This is a genomic window from Labrys monachus, from assembly GCF_030814655.1.
Lineage (GTDB): Bacteria > Pseudomonadota > Alphaproteobacteria > Rhizobiales > Labraceae > Labrys > Labrys monacha.
The window spans coordinates 4,446,081-4,470,867 of sequence record NZ_JAUSVK010000001.1 but is presented as its reverse complement, the minus strand read 5'-3'; the positions used below and the strand labels follow the sequence as shown (position 1 = coordinate 4,470,867).

At 68.2% G+C, this 24,787-nt stretch carries 22 protein-coding genes and 1 tRNA gene; 15 read left to right on the top strand and 8 right to left on the bottom strand.

Going from position 1 to position 24,787, the window contains the following annotated elements; all coding sequences use genetic code 11:
- The first annotated feature begins 128 nt into the window (after positions 1-128).
- The 7 genes from J3R73_RS20415 (at position 129) to J3R73_RS20385 (ending at position 8,673) form a co-directional block, all read left to right on the top strand.
- The gene (locus tag J3R73_RS20415; protein ID WP_370880106.1) at positions 129-2,378 is read left to right on the top strand and encodes a marine proteobacterial sortase target protein; all 2,250 of its coding nucleotides are present in this window, start codon (positions 129-131) and stop codon (positions 2,376-2,378) included.
- A complete protein-coding gene (locus J3R73_RS20410) occupies positions 2,375-2,998 on the top strand; it encodes a class GN sortase (protein ID WP_307431052.1) in 624 nt (207 codons plus the stop codon). Before J3R73_RS20415 ends, J3R73_RS20410 begins: the two co-directional genes overlap by 4 nt.
- 348 nt (positions 2,999-3,346) lie before the next feature.
- Positions 3,347-4,873, top strand: a complete 1,527-nt coding sequence (locus J3R73_RS20405) for a sugar ABC transporter ATP-binding protein (protein ID WP_307431049.1) — start codon at positions 3,347-3,349, stop codon at positions 4,871-4,873.
- Positions 4,873-5,859 carry an ABC transporter permease gene (locus J3R73_RS20400; RefSeq protein ID WP_307431046.1) on the top strand — a complete coding sequence of 329 codons (987 nt, stop codon included), beginning with the start codon at positions 4,873-4,875 and terminating at the stop codon, positions 5,857-5,859. The genes J3R73_RS20405 and J3R73_RS20400 overlap by 1 nt, the downstream gene beginning before the upstream one ends.
- Positions 5,860-5,874: 15 nt before the next feature.
- Positions 5,875-6,819 carry an ABC transporter permease gene (locus tag J3R73_RS20395; protein WP_307431042.1) on the top strand — a complete coding sequence of 315 codons (945 nt, stop codon included), beginning with the start codon at positions 5,875-5,877 and terminating at the stop codon, positions 6,817-6,819.
- Between the two features lie 139 nt (positions 6,820-6,958).
- Complete coding sequence (locus J3R73_RS20390; RefSeq protein WP_307431040.1) at positions 6,959-8,062, top strand: autoinducer 2 ABC transporter substrate-binding protein; 1,104 nt, start codon at positions 6,959-6,961, stop codon at positions 8,060-8,062.
- Between the two features lie 131 nt (positions 8,063-8,193).
- The gene (locus J3R73_RS20385; RefSeq protein WP_307431037.1) at positions 8,194-8,673 is read left to right on the top strand and encodes a pyridoxamine 5'-phosphate oxidase family protein; all 480 of its coding nucleotides are present in this window, start codon (positions 8,194-8,196) and stop codon (positions 8,671-8,673) included.
- A gap of 60 nt (positions 8,674-8,733) precedes the next feature.
- Here J3R73_RS20385 and J3R73_RS20380 read toward each other — a convergent pair whose 3' ends face one another.
- The 5 genes from J3R73_RS20380 to J3R73_RS20360 all read right to left on the bottom strand — a co-directional run bounded on the left by J3R73_RS20380 (position 8,734) and on the right by J3R73_RS20360 (position 13,300).
- Positions 8,734-10,824 (bottom strand): putative bifunctional diguanylate cyclase/phosphodiesterase, encoded by a 2,091-nt coding sequence (locus tag J3R73_RS20380; protein ID WP_307431033.1) that lies wholly within the window; start codon positions 10,822-10,824, stop codon positions 8,734-8,736.
- A 420-nt stretch (positions 10,825-11,244) separates the two neighbouring features.
- Positions 11,245-11,919 (bottom strand): outer membrane protein, encoded by a 675-nt coding sequence (locus J3R73_RS20375; protein ID WP_307431030.1) that lies wholly within the window; start codon positions 11,917-11,919, stop codon positions 11,245-11,247.
- Between the two features lie 187 nt (positions 11,920-12,106).
- Positions 12,107-12,298, bottom strand: a complete 192-nt coding sequence (locus J3R73_RS20370) for a hypothetical protein (protein ID WP_307431029.1) — start codon at positions 12,296-12,298, stop codon at positions 12,107-12,109.
- Positions 12,299-12,506: 208 nt separating this feature from the next.
- A tRNA-Val gene (locus J3R73_RS20365) sits at positions 12,507-12,581 on the bottom strand.
- Between the two features lie 41 nt (positions 12,582-12,622).
- Entirely contained in the window at positions 12,623-13,300 is a 678-nt protein-coding gene (locus tag J3R73_RS20360; protein ID WP_307431026.1) for an HAD-IA family hydrolase, read from the bottom strand.
- 147 nt (positions 13,301-13,447) lie between these two features.
- On the opposite strand from J3R73_RS20360, the gene J3R73_RS20355 reads away from it, so the two are divergent.
- The 5 genes from J3R73_RS20355 to J3R73_RS20335 all read left to right on the top strand — a co-directional run bounded on the left by J3R73_RS20355 (position 13,448) and on the right by J3R73_RS20335 (position 17,983).
- Positions 13,448-13,804, top strand: a complete 357-nt coding sequence (locus tag J3R73_RS20355) for a hypothetical protein (RefSeq protein WP_370879966.1) — start codon at positions 13,448-13,450, stop codon at positions 13,802-13,804.
- 141 nt (positions 13,805-13,945) lie between these two features.
- Positions 13,946-14,644: a ribose-5-phosphate isomerase RpiA gene (gene rpiA, locus J3R73_RS20350; RefSeq protein WP_307431023.1), complete on the top strand. Its 699-nt coding sequence runs from the start codon at positions 13,946-13,948 to the stop codon at positions 14,642-14,644.
- A 17-nt stretch (positions 14,645-14,661) separates the two neighbouring features.
- Positions 14,662-15,210, top strand: coding sequence for a DUF2059 domain-containing protein (locus J3R73_RS20345; RefSeq protein WP_307431021.1), 549 nt, complete (start codon positions 14,662-14,664; stop codon positions 15,208-15,210).
- Positions 15,211-15,406: 196 nt separating this feature from the next.
- On the top strand, positions 15,407-16,765 hold the full coding sequence (gene gor / locus J3R73_RS20340; protein WP_307431018.1) for a glutathione-disulfide reductase: 1,359 nt from the start codon (positions 15,407-15,409) through the stop codon (positions 16,763-16,765).
- Between the two features lie 24 nt (positions 16,766-16,789).
- Positions 16,790-17,983, top strand: a complete 1,194-nt coding sequence (locus tag J3R73_RS20335; RefSeq protein ID WP_307431014.1) for a tetratricopeptide repeat protein — start codon at positions 16,790-16,792, stop codon at positions 17,981-17,983.
- A 10-nt stretch (positions 17,984-17,993) separates the two neighbouring features.
- Here J3R73_RS20335 and J3R73_RS20330 read toward each other — a convergent pair whose 3' ends face one another.
- Genes J3R73_RS20330 through J3R73_RS20320 form a run of 3 tightly spaced genes read right to left on the bottom strand, consistent with a single transcriptional unit; the run spans position 17,994 to position 20,381 of the window.
- A complete protein-coding gene (locus J3R73_RS20330) occupies positions 17,994-18,527 on the bottom strand; it encodes a P-loop nucleotide/nucleoside kinase family protein (protein WP_307431011.1) in 534 nt (177 codons plus the stop codon).
- Positions 18,524-19,444 (bottom strand): ROK family protein, encoded by a 921-nt coding sequence (locus J3R73_RS20325; protein WP_307431009.1) that lies wholly within the window; start codon positions 19,442-19,444, stop codon positions 18,524-18,526. Before J3R73_RS20325 ends, J3R73_RS20330 begins: the two co-directional genes overlap by 4 nt.
- A gap of 19 nt (positions 19,445-19,463) precedes the next feature.
- Entirely contained in the window at positions 19,464-20,381 is a 918-nt protein-coding gene (locus J3R73_RS20320; RefSeq protein WP_307431006.1) for a tagatose-bisphosphate aldolase, read from the bottom strand.
- 205 nt (positions 20,382-20,586) lie between these two features.
- Between J3R73_RS20320 and J3R73_RS20315 the strand changes: the two genes are divergently transcribed.
- The 3 genes from J3R73_RS20315 (at position 20,587) to J3R73_RS20305 (ending at position 24,783) form a co-directional block, all read left to right on the top strand.
- Entirely contained in the window at positions 20,587-21,486 is a 900-nt protein-coding gene (locus tag J3R73_RS20315; RefSeq protein WP_307437555.1) for a sugar-binding transcriptional regulator, read from the top strand.
- Positions 21,487-21,610: 124 nt separating this feature from the next.
- Positions 21,611-22,996 (top strand): class II 3-deoxy-7-phosphoheptulonate synthase, encoded by a 1,386-nt coding sequence (locus J3R73_RS20310; RefSeq protein WP_307431003.1) that lies wholly within the window; start codon positions 21,611-21,613, stop codon positions 22,994-22,996.
- A 182-nt stretch (positions 22,997-23,178) separates the two neighbouring features.
- The gene (locus tag J3R73_RS20305) at positions 23,179-24,783 is read left to right on the top strand and encodes a GMC family oxidoreductase (RefSeq protein ID WP_307431000.1); all 1,605 of its coding nucleotides are present in this window, start codon (positions 23,179-23,181) and stop codon (positions 24,781-24,783) included.
- Positions 24,784-24,787 lie beyond the last annotated feature (4 nt).

The window sequence follows — 24,787 nt, the reverse complement described above, 5'->3', positions numbered from 1 at the left end:
AAGGCGGATCGCGGCCCGTTCCGGCCGAACAAGGCCGATCATGAAGCTCGTGCGCACCGCTTGCCGCGGCGCAGATGGAAGCAGGGCCGACCCGGCCCCCAACCATCATCGTCGAGGACATCATGCGCATGATCCAAGCGGAGGCCGGCCGCCCATCCGGCAGAGCGGGGCCGCGGCCCCATTCCGGCCTCGGCCGGGCCGGCCTCGCCGCCATGGCCGGGCGGCTGGCGCTGGCAGGCCTCGTCCTCGTCCTCCTCCTGCTCGGCGCCGCCGGCGCCCGGGCGGCGGCGCGGGGCGCCGGGGTGACCGTCGACGACGTCCATGCCGGCTCGCTCCTGCTGCGCACGGACGAGCCGGGCCGCTATCTGGAGGCGCTGCGCACCGCCACGGACGTCGCCATCACCGTCAGCGGGCCGACCCTGCGCGCCCGCGTCACCCAGGTCTTCCGCAATCCGGGCCGGGACTGGGTCGAGGGCGTCTATGTCTATCCCCTGTCGGAGGGCGCCGCCGTCGACGCCATGAAGATGGTGGTCGGCGGGCGCGTCGTCGTCGCCGACATCAGGGAGAAGCAGCAGGCCCGGGCGATCTACGAACGGGCGAAGGCCGGCGGCCGGCGGGCGGCGCTGGTCGAGCAGCAGCGCCCCAACCTGTTCATGAATGCGATCGCCAATATCGGTCCGGGCGACACGGTGGTGATCCAGATCGACTATCAGGAACCGGTGCGCCAGGCGGACGACACCTTCTCGCTGCGCGTGCCGCTGGTCGTCGCGCCGCGCTTCTCGCCGGGCTTGGGCGAGGCCCGCACCGTGGCCTTCGAGGGCGGCAGGGGCTGGGGCCGCGTGGATCAGCCGGCGCCCGCCGCGCCGGTCCTCGATCCCGCCCGCAACCCGCCCGTCAATCCCGTCTCGATCCATGTCGATCTCGCGGCCGGCTTTCCGATCGGCGAGGTGACGAGCGCCTTCCACCGCATCGACGTCGCCATCGAGGGGCCGGACAGAAGGCGGATCAGCCTTGCCGACGGCGCCGTTCCCGCCGACCGCGACTTCGAGCTGCGCTGGAAGGCCGTGCCGAGCCGGACGCCCGCCGTCGGCCTGTTCCGCGAGCGTGTCGGCAATGACGACTATCTCCTCGCCTTCGTGACGCCGCCGGCCGCCGAGCGCGGCGAGGCGGAACGCCGGCCCCGCGAAATCACCTTCGTCATCGACAATTCGGGGTCGATGGGCGGCACCTCGATCGAGCAGGCCAAGGCGAGCCTCGCCTATGCCCTCGGCCGCCTCACGCCGGCCGACCGCTTCAACGTCATCCGCTTCGACGACACCATGACCAGCCTGTTCGGCGGGACGCTGCCGGCCGATGCCGACAATCTGCGCCGGGCCCAGGCCTTCGTCGCCGCGCTCCAGGCCAATGGCGGCACGGTGATGGTGCCGCCGATGCTGGCGGCGCTGAACGAGGGTTCCTCCGCCAGCCCCGGCTTCCTGCGCCAGGTCGTCTTCCTCACCGACGGCGAGATCGACAACGAGCAGGAGCTGTTCGACGCCATCGCCGCCCATCGCGGGCGCTCTCGGGTCTTCATGGTCGGCATCGGCTCGGCGCCCAACAGCTATCTGATGACGCGCGCGGCCGAGCTCGGCGGCGGCACCTTCACCGCCATCGGCGCCGTCGACCAGGTGCAGGAGCGCATGAAGCAGCTCGTCGACAGGCTGGAAAACCCGGCCATGACCGATGTCGGCATCGCCTTCTCGGCGGCGAGCGCCGATGTCACGCCGCGCATCCTGCCCGACCTCTATCGCGGCGACACGCTGGTGGTGGCCGCCAAGGTCGGCTCGCTCGCCGGCACGGCCGAGATCGGCGGCATGATCGACGGGCGGCCCTGGTCGGTGACGCTGCCGCTCGCCGAGGCCGCGCCCGGCGAGGGCCTCTCCAAGCTCTGGGCCCGGCGCAAGATCGACGACGCCGAGGTCGCGCAGACGCTGCACCGGATCACGAGCGAGGAGGCCGACCGGCGCATCCTCGACCTCGCCCTCGCGCACCATCTCGTTACCCGCCTCACCAGCCTCGTCGCCGTCGACAGGACGCCGGTGCGCCCGCGCGGCGTCCGCCTGACGCGCTCCGACGTGCCGCTGAACCTGCCGGCGGGCTGGGACTTCGACAAGGTCTTCGGCACGTCGGGCGATCCCGCCACGCAGCAGCGCCAGGCCCTGCTCGACGCGGATGGCGGCCCCATCCGCATGATCCGGCCCTCCGCCGACCCCGCGCAGGCGGTGACGCTGCCGCAGACCGCGACCGACGCCGAACTGCGCCTGCTTGCCGGCCTCGGGCTGCTCGCCGCCGGGCTCGGCTTCGGCCTCGCCACCCGTCGCCGCAGGGCCGTCGCATGATCGCCTCGGATCGTCTTCGGCTCCCGCTTCGATCCGCGGGAGCCGCCTGCCTCGGCCGCCTGCGCCTCGCCGTCATCCTGCTCCTGGCCGGCGCCGGGCTGCTGCTGGCGGGGCAGGGGGCATGGATCCACGCCAAGGCCTTCGCCGCGCAGATCCTGCTCGACCGGGCGTTTGCCCGCTCGGTCGAGACCGGCGCCGTCGTCAGGCCATGGCCCTGGCTCGACACCTATCCGGTGGCGCGCATCGAGGTACCGCGTCTGGCCGAGAGCGCCGTGGCGCTGGAAGGGGCGAGCGGCCAGGCCCTCGCTTTCGGCCCGGCCCATGTCGCCGGCACGCCGGCCGCGGGCGAGGCGGGCACGGCCGTCTACGCCGCCCATCGCGACACGCATTTCGCCTTCCTCGGCGCGGTCGAGGACGGCGACGCGATCGCGATCACCCGGCGCGACGGCAGGACCGTGCGCTACCGCGCGACGGGCCACGCCATCCGGATCTGGAACCGCTCCGGCATCGATCCGCAGGCGCCGGGCCGCCATCTGGTGCTGGCGACCTGCTGGCCGTTCGGCGCCCTGACACATGGGCCGCTGCGCTACCTCGTCTTCGCCGACGAGATCGGCGGATGAGGGGCGATCGGAGTGTCGATCACCGATCGACATTTTGGAACCGCCGAGTTTCCGGGAAAGGAAGAGGTCGATCGGTGATCGACCCTCCACCGTGGCGCGCATGCCAGGCGCCTGGCGCCGGTCCTCCGTTTTGCAACACCCGCCCCACGGCTCATGCGCTGTTGCCATGGCCCGCGCTTTCGATAAGATCGGATTTGTCGGATGAACCGGAACACGGGTTTCGCCGCAACGCCCGGCCGCGGCCGCAAGAAAAGATAGAACGATTTATCCGGGAGGAACGGCCGCATGGCAGCGTGTCACGATATCGGCGATCATCCGGCACCCCGCAGCCTCGGGATTGCCTGACTCATGACCGATGCAGGCGTCTCGGCCAATGTCGTCGAATTGAGCGGCGTCTCCAAGTCCTTCACCGGCGTCAAGGTGCTGAAGGATGTCAGCTTCGACGTCCGCCCCGGCGAGGTCCACGCCCTGCTGGGCGAGAACGGCGCCGGCAAGTCCACCCTCATCAAGATCATCGCCGGCGTGCATTCGCCCGACAGCGGCACGATGAAGGTCGACGGCGAGGAGGTGCGTTTCCGCTCCCCGCGCGAGGCCAGGCGCCACGGCGTCGCCACCGTCTACCAGGAATTGCTGCTGTTTCCCGAGCTCACCGTGGCCGAGAACATCTTCCTCGGCAACGCGCCCCGCCGCGGCTGGGGCGGCCTCGACTGGACCGCCATGCGCGGCAAGGCGCGCGCACTGCTCGATTCGCTCGACAGCCACGACCTCGACGTCGACGCCAAGGTCGGCTTCCTCTCGGTCGCCAACCGCCAGCGTGTCGAGATCGCCAAGGCGCTGTCGCAGGAAGCCCATGTCCTCATCATGGACGAGCCGACGGCCGCCCTCGCCGAAGCCGATGTCCGCCGCCTGATGAGTGTGGTCAAGAAGCTGCGCGAGCGCGGCGTGGCGATCATCTACGTCTCCCATCGCATGCCCGAGATCTTCGAGCTGGCCGACCGCGTCACCGTCCTGCGCGACGGCGCCTATATCGGCACACGCGACATCGGCGAGGTCACCGAGGCCTCGCTGGTGTCGATGATGGTCGGCCGCTCGATCGAGCAGCTCTTCCCGAAGATCGAGGCGAGCCTCGGCGAGGTCGTGCTGGAGCTGCGCGATGTCTCCTATGGCCACAAGGTGAAGAACATCTCGCTCACCGTGCGCGCAGGCGAGATCGTCGGCCTCGCCGGGCTGATCGGCTCGGGCCGGACGGAACTGGCGCTGACGGTGTTCGGCATCACCCCGGCGACCTCGGGCGACATCCTGGTCAACGGCAAGAAGGCACGCATCGACGGGCCGCGCACGGCGCGCGATCTCGGCATCGCCTATGTGCCCGAGGATCGCGGGCTGCAGGGCCTCGTGCGGCCGATGACCATCCGCGAGAACGTCTCGATGGCGGTGCTCGACCGCATGTCGAACGGCCTCACCATCCGCTTCGGCGAGGAAGCGCGCCGCGCCGTCGAGGCGATCCGGCGGCTCGGCATCCGGGCGCGCGGCCCCGAGCAGATCGTGCGCCAGCTCTCCGGCGGCAACCAGCAGAAGGTCGTGCTCGCCAAATGGCTGGAGGCCGGCCCGCGCATCCTGATCATGGACGAGCCGACGCGCGGCATCGATGTCGGCGCCAAGGCCGAGATCTACGCGCTGATGGGCCGGCTGGTGCAGCAGGGTGTCGCCATCCTGATGATTTCAAGCGAGCTGCCGGAGGTTCTCGGCATGAGCGACCGCGTGCTCGTCATCAATGGCGGGCGCATCGTGGCGGATTTCGATCGGCCCGATGCCACCCCCGACGCGGTCGGCGCTGCAATGACGAATGCCCAATCGATGCAGGGAGCCGCCTGATGACGGATATGACGCCCACCGTCCGCGTCAGCGCCTCGCGGGGAACGGTGACGCGCCTGGTGCAGGCCTATGGCCAGGAACTGGTCATCCTGGCCGCGCTGCTCGTGCTGTTCGCTGTCGTCGGCACCATCAACCCGCGCTATTTCTCCGGCAACAACCTCACCACGATCTTCTCGGGCAACGCCTATGTCGCCGTGGCGGCCATCGGCATGGCGCTCGTCATCATCTGCGGCCATATCGACGTGTCGGTCGGCTCGCTCATCGGGGTGCTCGCCACCGTCGCCGGCACGCTCGCCACCAGCCATTACCCGATCTGGGTGGCCTGGCTGGTGCCGGTGCTGCTCGGCATCCTCATCAACGCCTTCGTCGGCGTGCTGGTCGCCTATGCCAACATCCCCTCGATCGTGGTGACGCTCGGCATGCTGTCCGTCCTCAAGGGCGGGCTGATCTGGGCGACGAACGGGGCATGGATCACCAACCTGCCGCCCGATTTCTTCATCGCCCAGTCGCGCCTGTTCGGCGTGCCCGCGCCGATCTACTTCATGGTGATCCTCACCGTGATCATGGCGTTCTGGATGAGCTATTCGGCGTTCGGCCGCTCGATCTACGCGGTGGGCGGCAATGCCGAGGCGGCGCGCACCGCCGGCATCCCGGCCAAGCCCGTCACCGTCGCCGTCTTCGCCATCCACGGCCTCTTCGCGGGGCTGGCGACGCTGCTCTTCGCCACGCAGCTGCAGGTCATCCAGTCGACCGTGCCGCCGAACCTGGAGCTGACGGTGATCACCGCGGCGGTGATCGGCGGCGTCTCGATCCTCGGCGGCACCGGCACCGTCGTCGGCTCGACCCTCGCCGCCATCCTGTTCGCCGCCATCAGTTCCGCGCTCGTCTTCGTCGGCATCTCCGCCTACTGGCTGCGCGCCGTGCTCGGCGTCCTCATCCTGATCACGGTGCTGGCCGACATGGCCCGCCGCCAGCGTCTGACCTGATTGGAGCGCACACGCATGAACTGGCGCTCCCTTGTCCGCCACGAGACGATCCTGGCCCTGCTGGTCGTCGTCACCCTGGTGCTGCTGGCCCAGCGGTCCGATCGCTTCCTGACGCTCGACAACCTCCTCAACCAGGGCCGCCTGATGGCCGAGGTCGGCATGATCGCCCTCGCCATGACCTTCGTCATCGTCACCGGCGGCATCGACCTGTCGGTCGGCTCGATCGTCGGCATGGTGTCGATCGTGCTCGGCGTGTTCTGGCACGATGTCGGCCTGGCCCTGCCGGTGGCGATCGTGCTGGCGCTCCTCGTCGGCACCCTCGGCGGCACCGTCAACGGGCTGATCATCACCTATTTCAAGGTGCCGCCCCTGATCGCCACGCTGGCGACGCTGGCGCTCTATCGCGGCCTCGCCGAGGGCATCAGCCAGGCCCGTTCGGTGCGCGGCTATCCCGACTGGTTCTTCGTCTTCGGCCAGGGCCAGATCCTCGACGTCCCCGTCCAGATCTGGATCATGGTCGTCGGCGCCATCGTCGCGGCCTGCATTCTCGGGCTCACCGTGTTCGGCCGCACGACCTATGCCATCGGCTCGAACGAGATCGCCGCCCGCTTCTCGGGCCTTGCCGTCGACCGCACCAAGATCCTCATCTACAGCGCCTCGGGCCTGTGCGCCGCGGTCGCCGCGGTGGTGTTCGTGTCGCGGGTGACGACCACGCGCTCCGACATGGGCACGGGCTGGGAGCTCGACGCGATCACCGCCGTCGTCCTCGGCGGCACCAGCATCTTCGGCGGGCGCGGCACCATCGTCGGCACCGCCCTCGGCCTCATCCTGATGCAGGCCTTGAAGAACGGCCTGCTCCTGGCCGGCTACAAGGGCGACAGCACCATCGTGGTGATCGGCGCCGCCCTGATCCTGACCGTCCTTCTGAGCAATCTTTCGCACAGAGGCCGCGAGACCTGACGGAACCCCGTCGGGGATCGCCCGAGCATACCGCATTCCCCGGAATGCGGCGAAACCACCGGAGGGCGCCATCGAAAGGCGCTCGAAACCGGGCAATCAACACCGGGCCCGAAAACCCGGACGACGAGGAGGGAAGACGATGATCAGACTGCCATTGGCGATCGCCCTGGGCATTTCGCTGTGCGGCGTGGCCCACGCCGCTTCGACCTGGACAGGCGGCGACGACCTGCCGACGAACCCGCTCGCCTGCGACAACACGCCGGCTACGGTGGCGGCCAAGCCCTATAACGGCGCGTCCGTCACCGGCGCCCCCGACCGCAAGGGCAAGACGCTCACCGTGGTCGACGTGCCCAAGCTGATCGGCATCGGCTATTTCAACGCGACGTCGAAGGGCATGGCCGACGCGGCCAAGGAACTCGGCAACGTCAACGTCAAGACCGACGGTCCGACCAAGGCCAATATCGACGACCAGATCACCTTCATCGACAATTACATCACGTCGGGCGTCGACGGCATCCTGTTCGCGGCGAACGATCCCGTCGCCATCGCGCCGGTGCTGAAGAAGGCGCTGGGGAAGGGCATCAACGTCGTGGGCTATGATTCCGACGCCACGCCCGACGCCCGCCAGTGGTTCGTCAACCAGGCGCAGAGCAACGGCATCGCCAAGTCGCTGATCGACAACATGGCCAAGGAAGTCGGCGAGGAGGCGGGCGTCGCCATCGTCACCTCCACCTTCACCACGCCGAACCAGGCGCGCTGGATCTCCGAGATGGGCGCCTATGCCGCCAAGTGCCATCCGAAGCTGAAATTCCTCGAGACGGTGGAAGCCCAGGAGGACAACACCCTGTCCTTCACCCAGGCCACGACGCTGATCAACAAATACGGCTCCGACCTCAAGGGCATCTTCGGCATGACCAGCGTCGCCACGCCGGCCTCCGCCGAGGCGGTGACGCAGGCCGGCCAGTGCGGCAAGATCGCCGTGATCGGCCTCGCCACGCCCAACGCGATGAAGCCCTATGTCGCCAAGGACTGCGTGAAGTCGGTCGTGCTCTGGAACCCGGTCGATCTTGGCTATGCCGCGACCTATGTGCTGCGCGCCGTCACTGACGGCACGCTGAAGCCCGGCGACACCTCGGTCAAGGCCGGCAAGCTCGGCGATCTCCAGGTGATCAACGGCTCCGAGATCCTGCTCGGCGCCCCCTTCGTCTTCACCAAGGACAACATCGAGAAGTTCGACTTCTGATCGGACGACCGCGATCGAGGAGGGCCGGGGCCGGCGACGGCTCCGGCCTTCTTGCGGGCGGCGGTCATGGGCGGGCCGGGGGGAACATAGCGAAGATGCAGGCATTACTCCGGTTCAACAGGAGCAACGCCATGACACAAGCCAGCGACCTCGATCGGGTCTGGGCCCTCGCGGAGAAGATCGGCTTCTGCATGCTGAGCACGCTTTCGGACGGCGAGATCTTGTCCCGCCCGATGGCGGCCCATGCGGCCCGCGACGAGAACGCCTTCTACTTCCTGACGGACGCGCAGAGCGACAAGGACGAGGAGATCGGCGACAACCCCGCCGTGGGCTTGGCTTTCGCCGATTCGTCCGGGCAGAAATACGTCTCCATCGCCGGTCGGGCGACGATCTCGAACGACCGCGACAAGATCCGTGAATTGTGGTCCGTGCCCATGAAGGCGTGGTGGACGGGCCCTGACGATCCGGCGATCCGGGTGCTCAAGGTCGTCCCCCATTCCGCGCATTACTGGGACAGCCCCGGCACGGTGGTCAGCTATGTCAAGATGATCGCGGCCGGCCTCGCCGGCACCCGCCCCGCCATCGGCGACACCGGCACCGCCCGCATGTAGGCTGGCGCGGCTTTGGGCCACGCCGCCCGATATCGAAGGGCGATTTGCCAGGACGGCCGGCTACACGGCTGCCCGTCCCATCGTCCCGAAATCGACTTTGCGCGTCGTCCCCGGGCCGTCACTCCGCCCCTTGAGCGTGATCTGGCCGGAATCGAGGATCTCGCTGAGGGGCGCCGGGCGCCCCAGCAGGAAGCCCTGGCCTTCGTCGCAGCCTTCCAGGTTCAGCATCTGAAGCTGGTCCGAGGTTTCGATCCCCTCGGCCAGGACCGCGACGCCCAGGCTCTTGCCGAGCGCCAGGATGGCGCGGATGATGGCGGCGGTCTGCGGGTTGGACGCCGCCTCGCTGATGAAGGAGCGGTCGATCTTGATCTTGTCGAAGGCGAAGGAGCGCAGCGTATCGAGCGAGGAATAGCCGGTGCCGAAATCGTCGAGGGAGATGCTGACGCCGAGCGCCTTGATCTGCCGCAGCATATGCAGAGAGCGCTCCTTGTCGGCGAAGATGGTGGTTTCCGTCAGCTCCAGCTCCAGCCGGTGCGGTGGCAGGCCGGTCTCTTCCAGCACCTGCCTGACGAGCAGCGGCAGGTCGGCATGGGCGAGCTGGACGGCCGACAGGTTGACCGCCACCTTGTAGGGCGGCTCCCATGACGCAGCCGTGGCGCAGGCGCTCCGCAGCACCCATTCGCCCATCTGCAGGATCAGGCCGTTCTCCTCGGCGAGCGGTATGAATTCGGTCGGCGTGATGCAGCCGCGCTGCGGGTGGTTCCAGCGCAGCAGCGCCTCATAGCCGAGGATCTGCCCGGTCGAGACCGAGGTCTGCACCTGATAATGGATGCTGAGTTGGTGATGGGCCAGCGCTTCGCGCAGGTCCGCGGCAAGATTGCGGCGCGCCCGCACCGTTTCGTCCATCGACGGCTCGTAGAAGCAGGCGGTGCGCCACAGGTCCGACTTGGCGCGGTACATTGCGAGGTCGGCATTGTTGATGAGGGTCGCCTTGTCGGCGGCATCGTCCGGATAGATGGCGACGCCGAAGCTCGCGCCCGGGATGACCTCGTAGTCGTCGACGCGGACCGGCTTGAACAAGGCCTCTTCGAGGCGGGCGAGGAAGCCGGCGAGATTGCCGGGGTCCGCCATGCGATGGAGGGCGGCGAATTCGTCTCCGCCGACCCTGGCGATGAACTCGCCGTCGCGCAGCACGCCGCTGATGCGCCGCGCGACGATCCGCAGCACCTCGTCGCCGGCATGGTGGCCGCGCAGGTCGTTGATCTCCTTGAAGCGGTTGAGGTCGATGCCGACCAAGGCGAGCTTGCGGCCGGCGTGGCAGGCCTGGTCGATTTCCTGGTCGAGTCGACCGTTGAAGTTCACCCGGTTCGGCAGCCCGGTCAGGCTGTCGTTCATGGCCATCTTGCGCAGCCGCTCGATCGATTCGGCACGCAGGCTGCCGTCGATGAGATAGCTCGCCAGTCCCGCCCCGACGATGAGGAGCGCCATGCCGGCGACGGCGAGCGCCAGGGCCTGGAATGCCTGCGGATTGACGAACGAAGCGTCGATCAGCAAGGGCTGGACGCGGAAGGCGGCCATGCCGGTAAAATGCAGGGACAGGATCGCCGCCGCCAGCAGGCTCGCCATCAGGTTGTCGGCGCGGCCGTTGCGGTGCATCGCGATATGCAAGGCCGCCGCCGCGAAGCCGACGGCGAGGATGACGGAGGCGACGAGATAGGGCCGGTCCCATGAGACGATGCCCTGCACGCGGTAGGCCATCATGCCGGTATAGTGCATGGCGACGATTGCCAGCCCGACGATCGCCCCGCCGACCGCAGCCGTGCCTCTCGCCAGACGGCTTCCCGCGATGACGAAGCCGACCGTGCTTCCGAGGACGGCGATGAGCAGGGAAACGATGGTCAGGACCGGATCGAAGCCGACGGGCACGCTCGCCTCGAAGCCCAGCATGGCCACGAAATGGGTGCACCAGATCGCCGCGCCCGCGGCGAGCGCCGTCAGGAAATGCCAGCCGATGCGCTGCAGGCCGCTGGTGGTGGCTGCGCGATGAAAGAGGCGGGCCGCCACCCATGAACCGGCGATGCAGAGCATGGCTGCGACGGCGACGAGCCACAGGTCATGCCGATACACGATGCAGCCCAGCACGGTCATCATGGAAAACGCCCCTCCGAGTGGTTCCATGTGCCCAAAGGCATGGCCGCCCATTGCCTGGGCGCAAGTCCACGACACCGTGTGCAGGCTTTCGGTAGGGAGGCAGGGTGTGATCGCAACGTTCGGTTCGTTCCCGGGCCGACGTGATGCATTGCGCGCGCCTGTTTCTTGGCCGAACCCCGGTCACCGCTCGCAAGAAGGCAACCGGCCGGTGTGCTTGGAAAGACGATGTCCAGGACCGCGCATACCACTTCAATTGCCCTATATAGTAAAAGATCGGCGTTTGCAGTATCGCGGATCGCTTTTTTGCCGGTTGCCGAGGCATCTTTAGCCTCGGCCGGACCGACGTCACGGCCATTTCCGCCGACGCAAACGAAAAAGCCCGGCCATTGGCCGGGCTCGCTCATCCGTGCCGGACGAGGATCAGAACTTGTAGCTGATGCCCAGCGTCGTCGTGGTGTCGTTGAACCGCCCCTTGAGGCGGGTGCCGGCGAAGTCGATGTTCTTCTTGCCGAAGTCGGTATAGCGCACCTCGCCGCGCACGCTCCAATGATCGTCCCAGGCATATTCGACGCCGCCGCCGGCTGTCCAGCCGACCGCCGTCTTGTTCGACGATGCGCCGAGACCCGTCCCCGGATCATAGACCGAGAATTTCTGGTCGCCGAAGGCGACGCCCGCGGTCAGATAAGGCAGGAAGCGGTCGAAGGCATAGCCGAGGCGGGCGCGCACCGAACCCTGCCAGTCGTTCTTGAATTTGCCGTAGGCGCCGTCGCCCAGATACTGGGACTTGGACAGGCTGGAATAGTCGATATCGCCTTCGAGGCCGACGACGATGTTGTTGTCGAACTGCTCATTGTAGCCGAGATGCGCGCCGCCGATGAAGCCGGTGGAATCGAAGCCCTGCCGCACGCCGGTGACCGGGGATGAGAGCTTGGCATCGCTGAACACCGCGCCGGCATGGGCGCCGACATAGAAGCCGGTCCAACTGAAGGGGAGTTCGACCGGCGCTGCCGGTTCGACGGGCTGCGGTGCCAGATCGGCGGCGAAGGCGGTCGGAGTGGCCAGCAGGAAAAGGGCGGTGGCGGTGAGGAGCTTCATCGGTCTGTTCCACAATCGGTGCCAAGGCGGCGGGCGGGCAGGTCTTGCCCAATGTCGGGGCGGAAGGCCTCGATTGCGGCGTTAAGCATGGTCAGAACGATTTTGTTCCGTGGAATGGCAGGGGATGCGCAGGTCTGCCGGCCGACGGCGCCCGAGGCGGCGATGCCCGCATGCGGGCGCCCCGCCTTCAGGCGAGCGTCTCCTTGAGCTTCCTCGAAACTTCCGCCATCGTTCCCACGACCGTGAGCATATGGTCGGAATCGAAGGATATCAGCACCGTCCGGGCATCATATTCCTGATAATCGCGGATGAGAGCCACGTTGACGAGCACTTCCTTCTTGGTATTGGCGTTGATCAAGCTGCAGAACAACTGAGCCACGGTCTTCCTCCCTCTCTGCGACGATGTGATCGACCCGGGGAACGCCGAGCCATGCGCGTGCCCGGCGGCTTCCAGGATAGGCGAAAAGATGAGTCGGGGCGTGAGCGAGGAGGCCGGGATTCGTCCGCCGCCGCCGGCTTCCCGTGGTCGGCACGCTGCACCAGCCCCGCTTCCGCAGGGCTTGCTGTCCGTCTGTTCGGGTAGGTGATGGTGGGCGCGACAGGGATTGAACCTGTGACCCCTCCCGTGTGAAGGGAGTGCTCTCCCGCTGAGCTACGCGCCCCCGTGGGGGAGCCGTTTATTTGTAGAAAGCGGGCTGTGCTGTCAAGCGTCCGATGCGGCAATCTTGTCGATGGCGGCAACGAGCTCGTTGAAATGCGAGATCACCGCGGTCGCGCCGAGGTCCCGGGCGGGGATGTCGGTGTAGCCGAAATCGACGCAGACCGAGGGGAGGCCGGCATTGATGGCGGTGGCGATGTCCGTCTTCGAATCGCCGATCATGATCGCCGCCGCCTCGTCGCCGCCCGCCGCCCCGATCGACAGAGTGAGGTGGCGCGCATCCGGCTTGCACCAGGCAAAGGCGTCCCGTCCGCAGACCGCGCTGAAGTAGGAGGAGAGGCCGAGGGCGTCGAGGAGGCGGACGGAATGCTCCGTCACCTTGTTGGTGCAGACGCCGAGCACGGCGCCGCGTCCCTTGAGGAGGTCGAGCGCCTCCCGCACGCCGTCGAACGGTACGGTCTCGTCGGCCAGATGGTCGGCGTAATAGGCGAGGAAGTCGCGGTAGAGCACGTCCATGCGTAGAGGCTCGATCGCCCTGCCGTCCATGGCGAAGCCGCGCTCGAGCAGGGCCCGGGCGCCGGCGCCCAGCAGGCTGCGCGCGCTTTCGACCGGCAAAATGGGAGCGCCTTCGCGCGCGAGGATGAAATTGAGCGTGCCCATCAGGTCGGCGGCGCTGTCCACCAAGGTACCGTCGAGGTCGAAAATCACCGTCTGCGGCCGCATGACATACTTTCTTGAAAAGGTTCGGTCTGGAAATTGCCTTCGTCGGCTGGCAATCGGATGCCGGAAATAGCTTGATTCGGGTTAGTGTCCCATCATCGATTCGGCCCGGATCCCTCACGACCTCTGGTTTGGTAGCATGAGCCGCCCATGATGATCCGCCCTTTCTGCCTCGGTCTGTGTCTCGTCGCGGCCGGCCCCGCGCTCGCGGGCGACTATAGTTTCGTCGCCGCGCCCCAGAAAGATCTCAACCGCATCTACCGGGTCGACCGTGTCACGGGCGAGGTCGGCGCCTGCCAATATGGCGTGAAGGACGACAACAGCGGGGTGACGCTCTGCTTTCCGCCCGGCGAAGGCGCCGGCAAGCAGGAGCCGGGCGACTATATGCTCATCGCCTCCAACCATGAAAAGGAGAGCGCGGTCTTCCGGGTCGAGCAGCGCACGGGCGCCATGAGCGTATGCTATGTGTGGAAGGATCAGGTCATCTGCACGCCGCCCGCCCGCTAGCCCCGCCGATGTGCCGTGTCCCGGCCGCGGCGACGTCGATTTGTCCGCGGCAGACGCGACAAATGCAAACTTACCTGATGCAAACTGCGCCAAAGCCGCTATAACCGCGGCCGTCTTCCCTGGGCGAGGAATATCGAACGCATGACTCCCGACGACATGAAGCGCGAAGCGGCCCGAGCCGCGCTCACGCATGTCGAAAGCGGCATGCGCCTCGGTCTCGGCCACGGCACCACCGCCAAGCATTTCGTCGATCTCCTCGGCGAAAAGGTGCGCGAGGGCCTGCGCGTCACATGCGTGCCTGCGTCCGAGTTCACGCGCGGCCAGGCGGAAAGCCTGCGCATCCCGCTCACCACGCTCGACGATACCCCGGAACTCGACCTGTGCGTCGACGGCGCCGACGAGATCGGTCCGGATCTCGGCCTCATCAAGGGCGGCGGCGGCGCTCTTCTGCGTGAGAAGATCGTTGCCGCGGCGGCGCACAGCATGCTGGTGATCGCCGACGATTCGAAGGTCGTTTCCTGCCTCGGGCGCTTTGCCCTGCCGGTGGAGGTCGTGCCCTTCGGCCTCGGCGCCACCCGGCGCGCGGTGGAGCGGCTGGCCGAGCGGCTCGCGCTTCCGCCTGTGCTGGTGCTGCGCAAGGATGCCGACGGCCATGCTTTCGTCACGGATGGCGGGCACCACATCCTCGACTGCCACTTCGAACGTATCGATGACCCGGCCGCCCTGGCCGCCGGTCTTGCCACCATTCCCGGTGTTGTTGAACACGGATTGTTTCTCGGATTTGCCAAGGGCGCCTATGTCGCCGGCACGTCCGGTGTCCGTTTCATCGGGCCAGCCTGATTTGTGATGGGAGTTCCATGATGCTTCGCCAACGCTATGCCGCTGCCCTGGTCCTGGGGCTGCTCGCAAGCTCCGCCGTGCTGCCGGCCCTTGCGCAGAATGCGGCTCCGGCCCCCGCCGCGCCGGCGACGCCGGCCTTGCCCGATCCGCCGCCGGAGCAATTGGCCGCGGCCGTCGAATTCCTGCAGGCTTCCGGCCTGACGCGCGGGTTCGACGACATGATCCCGCAATTCCTGCAGCAGGCCAATGCGGTCTATGCCAGCCAGCGCCCGGAGCTGGCGAGCATGATCAACGAAGTGACGCTGTCGCTGGTGCCCGAATTCGTCAAGCAGCGTGCCGAACTCGATCGCAACCTCGCCAAGCTCTACACCGTCAAGTTCAGCGAGGACGAGCTCAAGCAGCTCACGGTGTTCTACCGCAGCCCGGTCGGGCAGAAATTCTCCACCCTGCAGCAGGACATCGTCCGCGACAGCTTCCCCATCGTCCAGACCTGGACCCGGACGCTGCAGGAAAGCATCGCCAAGCGCATCAAGGAAGAGGTCGAGAAGAGGGGCCAGAAGCTCTGACGGCCGGCCCGAGGACAAGGCGGTCCGCTGGACCTCGCCATTGCCTTGCGAGGGGATGCGGGATCGTTTTCAAGCAGCCCCGAGCACCCTCGTTGTCGCATGACAGCATTGCTCTTGCCCGGAGCGGGATTGATCGCATCAATCCCGCTCTTTAATTTCAGTCCGATCGTCCCGAAGGACAAGCCCGGTACGCGCCATGCCGCAATTCGACTATGACCTCTTCGTGATCGGCGCCGGCTCGGGGGGCGTGCGTGCCGCCCGCATCGCGGCATCGCATGGCGCGCGCGTGGCGATCGCCGAGGAATATCGCGTCGGCGGCACCTGCGTCATCCGCGGCTGCGTCCCCAAGAAGCTCTTCGTGCTGGCGAGCCGCTTCGCCGACGAGTTCGACGAAGCGGCCGGCTTCGGGTGGAGCGTTCCCGCCCCCTCCTTCTCCTGGCGCGGCCTCGTCGAGGCCAAGGACCGCGAGATCGCGCGGCTGGAGAATGCCTATGTCGCCAATCTCGAGAAATCCTCGGTGGCGATCTTCCCGACGCGGGCCGAATTCGTCGGGGCGCACACGCTCCGGCTCGACGGCGGGCGCCTCGTCAGCGCGGCGAAGATCCTGATCGCCACCGGCGGCCAGCCCGTGCGGCCGCATGTGCCCGGTGCCGAACTGGCGCTCACCTCCAACGAGATCTTCGACCTGCCGGCCCTGCCGGAAACCATGATCATCGTCGGCGGCGGCTACATCGCGGTGGAGTTCGCCTGCCTTCTGCAGCGCCTCGGCGTGGGCGTCACGCTCATCTATCGCGGCGAGGCGATTTTGCGCGGCTTCGACGACGACGTCCGGCGCGTCCTCACCGAGGCGATGGGGACGGCGGGCGTCGAGGTCGTCACCCGGACGGATCTGGCGCGCATCGAGGCCACGCCGAACGGCCGCAAGGTCACGCTGACCGATGGCCGGGTCCGGGAGGCGGGCGCGGTGCTCGTCGCCACCGGCAGGCGGCCGAACACCGGCGGCCTCGGCCTGGATACCGTCGGCGTCGAGATCAATGCGGCGGGCGCGGTCGTGGTCGACGACCAGTCGCGCACCATGGCGCCGCTGATCTGGGCGGTGGGGGATGTCACCAACCGCATCAACCTCACGCCGGTCGCCATCCGCGAAGGCCACGCCTTCGCCGATACCGTGTTCGGCAACAAGCCGTGGATCGCCGACCACCGCCATGTTCCGAGCGCCGTGTTCTCGACGCCGGAGATCGGCACCGTCGGCCTTTCGGAAGAGGAGGCGCGCGCCGAGTGCGGTGCCGGCGTGTCGATCTACCAGACCTCCTTCCGGGCCATGAAGGCGACGCTTTCGGGCCGCACGGACCGCGTCTTCATGAAGCTCGTGGTCGACAAGGCGACGGACAAGGTGATCGGCGTTCACATCGTCGGGGAGGGGGCGGCGGAAATGGCGCAGCTTCTCGCCATCAGCGTCAGGATGGGGGCGACCAAGGCCGACTTCGATGCGACCATGCCGCTGCATCCCACCGCCGCCGAGGAACTCGTCACGCTTCGCACGCCCGTGCGGTGAGGCCGAGATGCGCCGGGGCGTGGCATGAGACGGTTTCGTCCGGCGGCTTCCGGCCTTCTCGCCCTTTGCCTGGTGCTGACGGCGGGTGTCGCCGGCGCCGTCAATCTGACCCCGCCGCATGGCAGGCACGTGCCGCCCCTGCGATTGCCGCCGCCGGTCGATCCCGCCACCCTCGTGACCACCTGCGACAGCGCGGCGGCGAGCCCGGATGACGGGCAGAGGACCGGGCCTGGCGTTTCGACGGAGAGCCTCGACGCCAACCTGGCGCTGGCGCAATGCGGCGACGCCGTCCGCCTCTACCCCACCACCGCCCGCTTCCATTACCAGCTCGGCCGGGCCCGGCAGAAACTCGGCGACTATACGGGCGCGCTCGAATCCTACCGCCGCGCCGCGGAACTCGGCAGCCCGATCGGCGCTTTCTCGGCCGCCGTCATGCTCCGCGACGGCAACGGCGTCGTCCGTGACGATGACGCTGCCGCCCGCCTGCTCGCCGCCTGCGCGGACAAGGGCGACCCCGCCTGCCTGAACGCCCTCGGCTATCAATATCAGCAGGGGCTGGGCGTCGGCCGCGACCCGGCGCGCGCGGCGGCGCTCTACCGGCAGGCGGCCGATGGCGGCCTCGCCTCCGCCGCCGTCAATCTCGGCTTTCTCTACCGCGACGGCGAGGGGGTTGCGAGGGACTATGCCGAGGCGGCCCGCCTGTTCCGGCTGGCGGCCGACAAGGGCGACGCCGTGGGCAGCCGCAACCTCGCCCTCTTCTACCGCGACGGCCTCGGCGTGCCCAAGGACGAGGCCCTGGCGGTCACCTATTTCCAGCAGGCGGCGGACCGTGGCGACGAGGATGCGCTGATCAAGCTCGCCTTCGCCTATATCAGCGGGTCGGGCGTCGGCAGGGACGCGGCTAAGTCCTTCTCCTACTATCAGCAGGCCGCCGGGCGCGGCAGTTCGGACGGCATGGCGGGGCTCGCCTATGCCTATGCCAACGGGCTGGGCGTGGCGGCGGACGGAAAGATGGCGGCGTTCTGGATGCTGCGGGCCCTGGCCGCCGGCAACGAGTACAGCTTCGACCAGCTCGCCAATCACTGGAACGCCTGGAACCTCGACATGCGCGTCGCCACCCAGGCGATGCTGCGCGACCGCGGCCTTTATGGCGGCGAGCTCAACGGCACGCTCAACCGCGAGACGCTGGCCGCGATCCGGCGGCTCGCCGGCCGGTAGGAAGCTCCGGCTACGGCGCCAGCGCCAGCAGCAGCCAGGTTTCGACGGCATCGAAATCGATCGGGCCCGACGTATCCACGTCATAGAGCAGGCCGCGCCGCAGGGGCTCGGCCCGGGCGGCGAGGGCCTGGAGTTCGGGGATGAAGGCCGCGCCGGGATGGCCGGCATGGCGCTGGCCGAGGCGGGCACCATAGCGCTCGGCGAGAAGGGCGGCGGGGGCGTGGCACCAGATCTCCACCGTGCGGGTGATGCCGGCGCGTTCGAGATGGGCTTCGAGGACGTCGCGCGGCTGGAAGCCGAACCAGGCGTCGACGATGACGGTCAAGCCGGGAGGCCCCTCCGCCACGATGGACCAGATCGCCTGTGCGCTCGCCCGGCCGAGCTTGCGGTTGAACTCGCGGTCGCCGATGCCGAGATGGTCGAAGAAGGGTTCCTTCACCGTGTCCAGAGCAAGGATCAGCCAGCCGAACCGGTGGGAGAGAGCGCGGCAGACGGTGCTCTTGCCGCTCGCCGGAACGCCGTTGACCAGGATGGCGGTCTTCATGGCCCCTGCATAGCCCGTTCCGGCACCCCGCGCAGCGATGCTCCGTCGAGAGCGGTCAGGGCGCAGCCGATGACGCCTGCCCGGTCCCCGAGCATGGCGGCCTCGACCCGGCACTGGAACCAGGGCGAGGCAGCCGGCAGGCGGCGAAGGGCGCGATGGGCCGCCTCGCCGAGGCCGCCGCCGAGAAGGACGAGAGAGGGATCGACGGCGGCGACGATGCTGTCGATCGCCAGGCGAAGCGGGCCGATCCACGCGTGCAGGACCTGCCGCGCCGCGGCGTCGCCCCGGGCCTCGCGCTCGAAGAGTTCCTGCGCCGTCGTCGAGGGGTCGAGGCCCGCCTCGGCGATCCAGCGGCGAAGCGCGCTGCCCGAACTCGTGGTCTCCACGCAGCCCCGCCGGCCGCAGGCGCAGGGCTCGCCCGGTGAGGCGACCGTGACGTGCCCGAACTGTCCCGCGCCGGCCTTGCCGCGCACGATCTCGCCGTTGAGGACGAGCGCACCGCCGATGCCGGTGCCGATCGTCAGCATGGCGACGTCGGCCTCGCCTCGGGCACCGCCCACCGCCATCTCGCCGAGCAATGCCATCGTGCAGTCATTGTCGAGCACGACCGGCCGGCCGCACGCCTGCTCGAGGCGTCCGGCGAGATCGAAGCCGGTGAGATCGACATAGCCGCCCGACAGCACGGTCCGCCGGTCCGGCGCGACGCGGCCGGGCACGCCGATGCCGATCGCGGCGACAGGGGGACGGTCGAGCTGCTGCAGCAAGGAGAGGATCTGCGCCGCGAGCATCGCCGGCTGGCGCGAGGTCGGTTCGGACCGGTGTTCGAGGATGGCGCCGGTGCGGTCGACCCAGGCTGCGCACAGCTTGGTGCCGCCGATGTCGATTCCGATCGCCGTGGGAGACGGAAAGGGAGGCATGATGCGTCGCCTTCCGGCCTCAGGCCGCCTGCTGCGAGGGCTGGCCGTAGCGGGCGAGGACGGCCTGGATCTCGCGCAGGCGCGGCACGGCGACGCCGGTCAGGCGTTCGCGCGTGACGCTGCGGTCGAGCGAGATGCAGTCCTTCCACAGCGAGCGTCCGGCGATGACCCCAGATGCGCCGTTCGCCATGGCGGTCTCGACCTGGCCGAGGAAGGTCGCGTGGTCGACCCCGGCCGACAGCACGGCCCAGGGCACCTCGCCCGCCATGCGCGTGACGGTGGCGCAGGCTTCGGGCGTTCCCGGATAGGGGATCTTCAGCACCTTGGCCCCGCATTCGAGCGACAGCCGCGAGCCTTCCTCCACCAGGCCGGGGAACGCGGCCGCATAGGCCTCCTTGCTTTCGCCCTCGACCGAATAGGTGAGGAATTCCACCACCAGCAGCACGTCCTCGCGGGCGAAGTCCTCGATGCAGCGGCGCAGCAGCGCGAGGTTGCGGTCGTCGGCGCCGGGATGGTCGGGCCGCAGATACACCATGATCTTCGCCCCGGTTCCGCCCAGCTCCCGGACGCGGCGGGCATCGATGCCCGGCACCAGCTTGGAAAGGCGGAAGCCGGTCCCCGGCTCGACGTCCCAGCCGGAGGCGTCGAGACCGATGAGCAGGCCGGTGTCGCGCGCAAGGATGCCCTGATCGACGACATGCGGCACGGCGCAGACCGCATCGAGCAGCACGCAGGAAGCCTCATTGGCAAGATAGCGCGTGATGTCCGCCTTGGTGTCGGCGAGCACCGCGTCGCTGATCGCCGCCTGTCCGGCCGGATCGGCGGCGAGCAGGCTGCGCATGCCGCCGCGCTGGTCGCAGGCGATCACCATCATCGCGCCGTTCTCACCGCAGATCTGCTGGTAGCCGCGCCGTTCCGCCGTCGTCATTCTGGTCATGATCGCTGATCCAAGCTAAAGCATTTTGCGGCTTGACGGAATCGAAGAATCCCAAAGACGCGTGGAAACAAGGAGTTGGAGCAGACGGCTTTCTCGGAAAGGCGCGCTTTGCTCGGGCTCCATCGACTATTTTCTTGTAACATCTTTCTGAAAGGTATTTCAAGGCAAGATGCAGCCTCCCAACGAAGCGGGCGCCTCCCGCGCGATGCTCCACACCGTCGCCAAGCTCCATTATGAGGCGGACCTCTCCCAGGTCGAGATCGCACGCCGGCTGCAGCTGTCGGCGGCGACGATTTCGCGGCTGCTGCGCCGTGCCCGGGAGGAGGGCATCGTGCGGATCGAGATCGTCGATCCGGTATCGCCGGAGGAGATCGAGGAAAGGCTGGTGCAGCGCCTGGGGCTGCGGCGCGCCCTGGTCATCGATGCGCCGGAGGCCGGCACACTCGCCTCGCTGGCCGCGCCGGTGGGAACGATGCTGAAGGAGAGGGGGCTCGGCCAGGGGGGCGTGCTCGCCATCGGCTGGGGGCGCGCGGTGCGGGCGGTGATCCAGTCGGGCCTGCCGCGCCTGCCGGGCGTCGTCACGGTCCCGGCCAACGGCGCCATGCAGGAAACCGCCGAGCATTTCCAGATCAACGAATTCGTGCGGCTGGCGGCCGAGCAGGCCGGCGGTTCGCCGCGCTTTCTCCATGCACCCTATCTGCCCTCGAAGCCGCTGCGCGACGCCTTCCTCGCCGATGCCGGCTTCCAGGACACCATCGCCCTGTGGGACCGGGTGGACGCCGCGATCGTCGGCATCGGGCTGCCCCATGCCGCCGATCCGAGCCAGGGACGCCAGGTGGTGACGCCCGACGAGATCGACCTCTTCGGCGCCGTCGGCGACGTGATCCGCCATTATTTCGACGTCCAAGGCAATCTCGTGCCCTGGGACGGCGAGAACCGCCTGCTGGCGATGTCGCCGGCGCAACTCAGGGCCGTCCCCCTCGTCATCGGCGTCGCCGCGGCGGTCGCCAAGGCGCCGGCCATTCTCGGCGCGGCCCGCGGCGGCCTCGTCAATGCGCTCGTCACCGACATGCGGACGGCCCAGGCGATATTGGCGCTGCCGTAAGCCGCGATGCTGCTGGTTTTCCGCACGTCGGACGCGTATATAGCGCGCCTTCGCCGCAATGCTGCGGCGGGTGAAAGGTTCGATCGGCGCGGAGCCCGCCGCCGTCATGGAACGAGGATCAGACATGTCCGAGCGTTGGACCCCGCAAAGCTGGCGTTCGAAGCCGATCCAGCAGGCGCCCGCCTTTCCGGATGCCAAGGCGCTCGCCGACGTCGAGGCGACGCTCGCCACCTTTCCGCCGCTGGTCTTCGCCGGCGAGGCCCGCAAGCTCAAGCGCGAGCTCGCCAAGGTCGCGGACGGCAAGGCCTTCCTGCTCCAGGGCGGCGACTGCGCCGAAAGCTTCATCGAGCACGGCGCCGACAATATCCGCGACTTCTTCCGCGTCTTCCTGCAGATGGCGGTGGTGCTCACCTTCGCCGGTTCCCTGCCGGTGGTGAAGGTCGGGCGGATCGCCGGCCAGTTCGCCAAGCCGCGTTCCGCGCCGACGGAGAAGGTCGGCGACATCGAGCTGCCGGTCTATCGCGGCGATATCGTCAACGGCACGGAATTCACGGCCGAGACGCGCATTCCCGATCCGCGCCGCCAGCTCGAGGCCTATCGCCAGTCGGCCGCCACGCTCAATCTGCTCAGGGCGTTCGCGACGGGCGGCTATGCCAACCTCGCCCATGTGCATCAATGGATGCTGGGTTTCGTCAAGGATTCGCCCCAGAGCCACAAATACCAGGCGCTCGCCGGGCGCATCTCCGAGGCGCTCGACTTCATACGTGCCTGCGGCATCGATCCGGAAGTGCATCCGGAGATGCGCATCACCGATTTCTACACCAGCCATGAGGCGCTGCTGCTCGGCTTCGAACAGGCGATGACGCGCATCGATTCCACCTCGGGCGACCCCTACGCCACCTCCGGGCACTTCATCTGGATCGGAGACCGTACCCGCCAGCTCGACCATGCCCATGTCGAGTTCTTCCGCGGCGTCAAGAATCCGATCGGGCTCAAATGCGGCCCCTCGCTCAAGCCCGAAGAACTGATCAGGCTGATCGACGTGCTCAATCCCGAGAACGAGGCCGGCCGGCTGACGCTGATCGCCCGCTTCGGCCACGACAAGGTCGGCCAGCATCTGCCGGACCTCATCCGCGCGGTGAAGCGCGAGGGGCGCACGGTGGTGTGGTCCTGCGATCCCATGCACGGCAATACCGTCAAGGCCGCCAACGGCTACAAGACCCGGCCCTTCGACGCGATCACCCGCGAGATCAAGGACTTTTTCGCCGTCCATGCGGCCGAAGGCACCTATGCCGGCGGCCTGCACCTGGAGATGACGGGCAAGAACGTCACCGAATGCACCGGCGGCGCCCGTGCCGTCAGCGAGGCGGACCTCGCCGACCGCTACCACACCCATTGCGATCCCCGGCTCAATGCGGAGCAGGCGCTGGAAATCGCCTTCATGGCCGCCGAACTGGTGAAGAAGGAACGGTCCGGCCAGAACGCGCCGGGCATCATCGCCGCGGAATAGGCGGTGGGCCGGTCCCCGACCGGCATTCTCTTGCCGCTTGCACGGGCGTTGCGGGAAGGCGGGTCGGGGGACCCGCCCACCGGTGTGCCGGTCCCCCGGCCGCCATTCTCGCTCGTCCCTCCGCCTTGACTTCCGCCGGCAAAGTACGATCCGCTCGGCCCGATCGAGGCTGGGGATTCGGCGTGCCCGTGAACTACGACACCATCATCGTCGGCGGCGGCTCGTCCGGCTGCGTCGCCGCCATGCGCCTCGTCCGCGATCTCGGCCAGCGCGTGCTCCTGCTCGAAGCCGGGCCTGCCCGCATGAACCCGATCATGCACATGCCCGCCGGCTACATGAAATATCTGGCCAGGGACACCTACCTGACCATGCACCGGATGGAACCGCAGCCCCAGCTCGACGGGCGCGCGACCATCGTGCCGCAGGGCAGGGTGCTCGGCGGCGGCTCCTCGGTCAACGCCATGGTCTATATGCGCGGCCAGCCGGCCGATTACGACAATTGGGTCCGGAACTACGGCGCCGAGGGCTGGAGCTACGACGAAATCCTCCCGCATTTCATCGCGATGGAAGGCAATGCCGACCTCGATACGCCGATGCACGGCACCAGCGGGCCCCTGAAGGTGACCCGGCCGCTCCATACCTGCGAGATGACGCGGGCCTTCCTGCAGGCGCTGCCGGCTTTGGGCGAGCCCCTCAACCCGGATTTCAACTCCGGCCGCCAGCGCGGCGTCGGCCTGATGCAGGGCACCATGGATCCGGTCCGCAAGCGTCGCTGCAGCGCTGTCGATGCCTTCCTGCCGCTGGTGAAGGGCGACGAGCGCCTGACCATCGCCACTGCGGCCGTCGTCACCCGGCTCGTCATCGAGGGTGGCCGCTGTAGGGGCGTGGAATTCGTCGAGGGCGGCAGGACGCGCAAGGCCGGCGCCGACACCGTCATCCTCGCCGCCGGCACTTATGTCACGCCCAAGCTCCTGATGCTGTCGGGCATCGGGCCGGCTGACCAGCTCCGGCGGCACGGTATCAGGCCGCTCGTCGACCTGCCGGGCGTGGGCGAGAACCTGCAGGATCATTGCGAGGTGCCGCTGATCGCCGCTTCCAACGGCCGCTACGGTTATTTCGGCCAGGACAAGGGCTGGAATCTCATCCGCAACGGCCTGCAATATCTGCTGTCGAAGAGCGGGCCGGTGACGACGACCGGCGTCGAGGCCTGCGTCTTCACCAATCCCGACGATCCCGAGGCCGACGCCTCCCTGAAGATCTATTGCGTGCCGACCGTCTATCTCGACCGCGACATCACCGATGTCGAGGCCTGCGACGGCGTCACCTTCACCACCTGCCTGCTCAGGCCGAAGTCGCGCGGCACCGTGCGGCTGCGCTCCGGCGACCCGCGCGACCCGCCCCTCGTCGACGGCGGCTTCCTCAAGCACCCCGAGGACATCAGGCTGATGATCGCCGGCCTTCGCTTCGCGCGCACCTTCCTCACGGCCTCGCCGATCCGCGAGAAGATCGCACGCGAGATGCTGCCCGGTGCGGACAAGGTGAGCGATGCCGAGCTGCACGCCCATTGCAAGCGCATGGTCAAGACCAACTACCATCCGGTCGGCACCGCGCGCATGGGCCGCGCCGGCGATCCGATGGCGGTGCTCGATCCGCAATTGCGCGTGCGCGGCATCGAGGGGCTGCGGGTGTTCGACGGCTCGGTCATGCCCGATATCGTCAGCGGCAACACCAACGCGCCGGTCATGGCCATCGCCCATCGCGCTGTGGAATGGCTGAAGGCGGGATGACGGA

Excerpts from the sequence above, each read along its gene's own strand:
- J3R73_RS20415 (WP_370880106.1), top strand. The coding sequence starts at position 129 with ATGATCCAAGCGGAGGCCGGCCGCCCATCCGGCAGAGCGGGGCCGCGG.
- J3R73_RS20410 (WP_307431052.1), top strand. The coding sequence starts at position 2,375 with ATGATCGCCTCGGATCGTCTTCGGCTCCCGCTTCGATCCGCGGGAGCC.
- J3R73_RS20405 (WP_307431049.1), top strand. The coding sequence starts at position 3,347 with ATGACCGATGCAGGCGTCTCGGCCAATGTCGTCGAATTGAGCGGCGTC.
- J3R73_RS20400 (WP_307431046.1), top strand. The coding sequence starts at position 4,873 with ATGACGGATATGACGCCCACCGTCCGCGTCAGCGCCTCGCGGGGAACG.
- J3R73_RS20395 (WP_307431042.1), top strand. The coding sequence starts at position 5,875 with ATGAACTGGCGCTCCCTTGTCCGCCACGAGACGATCCTGGCCCTGCTG.
- J3R73_RS20390 (WP_307431040.1), top strand. The coding sequence starts at position 6,959 with ATGATCAGACTGCCATTGGCGATCGCCCTGGGCATTTCGCTGTGCGGC.
- J3R73_RS20385 (WP_307431037.1), top strand. The coding sequence starts at position 8,194 with ATGACACAAGCCAGCGACCTCGATCGGGTCTGGGCCCTCGCGGAGAAG.
- J3R73_RS20380 (WP_307431033.1), bottom strand. The coding sequence starts at position 10,824 with ATGATGACCGTGCTGGGCTGCATCGTGTATCGGCATGACCTGTGGCTC.
- J3R73_RS20375 (WP_307431030.1), bottom strand. The coding sequence starts at position 11,919 with ATGAAGCTCCTCACCGCCACCGCCCTTTTCCTGCTGGCCACTCCGACC.
- J3R73_RS20360 (WP_307431026.1), bottom strand. The coding sequence starts at position 13,300 with ATGCGGCCGCAGACGGTGATTTTCGACCTCGACGGTACCTTGGTGGAC.
- J3R73_RS20355 (WP_370879966.1), top strand. The coding sequence starts at position 13,448 with ATGATGATCCGCCCTTTCTGCCTCGGTCTGTGTCTCGTCGCGGCCGGC.
- rpiA (WP_307431023.1), top strand. The coding sequence starts at position 13,946 with ATGACTCCCGACGACATGAAGCGCGAAGCGGCCCGAGCCGCGCTCACG.
- J3R73_RS20345 (WP_307431021.1), top strand. The coding sequence starts at position 14,662 with ATGATGCTTCGCCAACGCTATGCCGCTGCCCTGGTCCTGGGGCTGCTC.
- gor (WP_307431018.1), top strand. The coding sequence starts at position 15,407 with ATGCCGCAATTCGACTATGACCTCTTCGTGATCGGCGCCGGCTCGGGG.
- J3R73_RS20335 (WP_307431014.1), top strand. The coding sequence starts at position 16,790 with ATGAGACGGTTTCGTCCGGCGGCTTCCGGCCTTCTCGCCCTTTGCCTG.
- J3R73_RS20330 (WP_307431011.1), bottom strand. The coding sequence starts at position 18,527 with ATGAAGACCGCCATCCTGGTCAACGGCGTTCCGGCGAGCGGCAAGAGC.
- J3R73_RS20325 (WP_307431009.1), bottom strand. The coding sequence starts at position 19,444 with ATGCCTCCCTTTCCGTCTCCCACGGCGATCGGAATCGACATCGGCGGC.
- J3R73_RS20320 (WP_307431006.1), bottom strand. The coding sequence starts at position 20,381 with ATGACCAGAATGACGACGGCGGAACGGCGCGGCTACCAGCAGATCTGC.
- J3R73_RS20315 (WP_307437555.1), top strand. The coding sequence starts at position 20,587 with ATGCTCCACACCGTCGCCAAGCTCCATTATGAGGCGGACCTCTCCCAG.
- J3R73_RS20310 (WP_307431003.1), top strand. The coding sequence starts at position 21,611 with ATGTCCGAGCGTTGGACCCCGCAAAGCTGGCGTTCGAAGCCGATCCAG.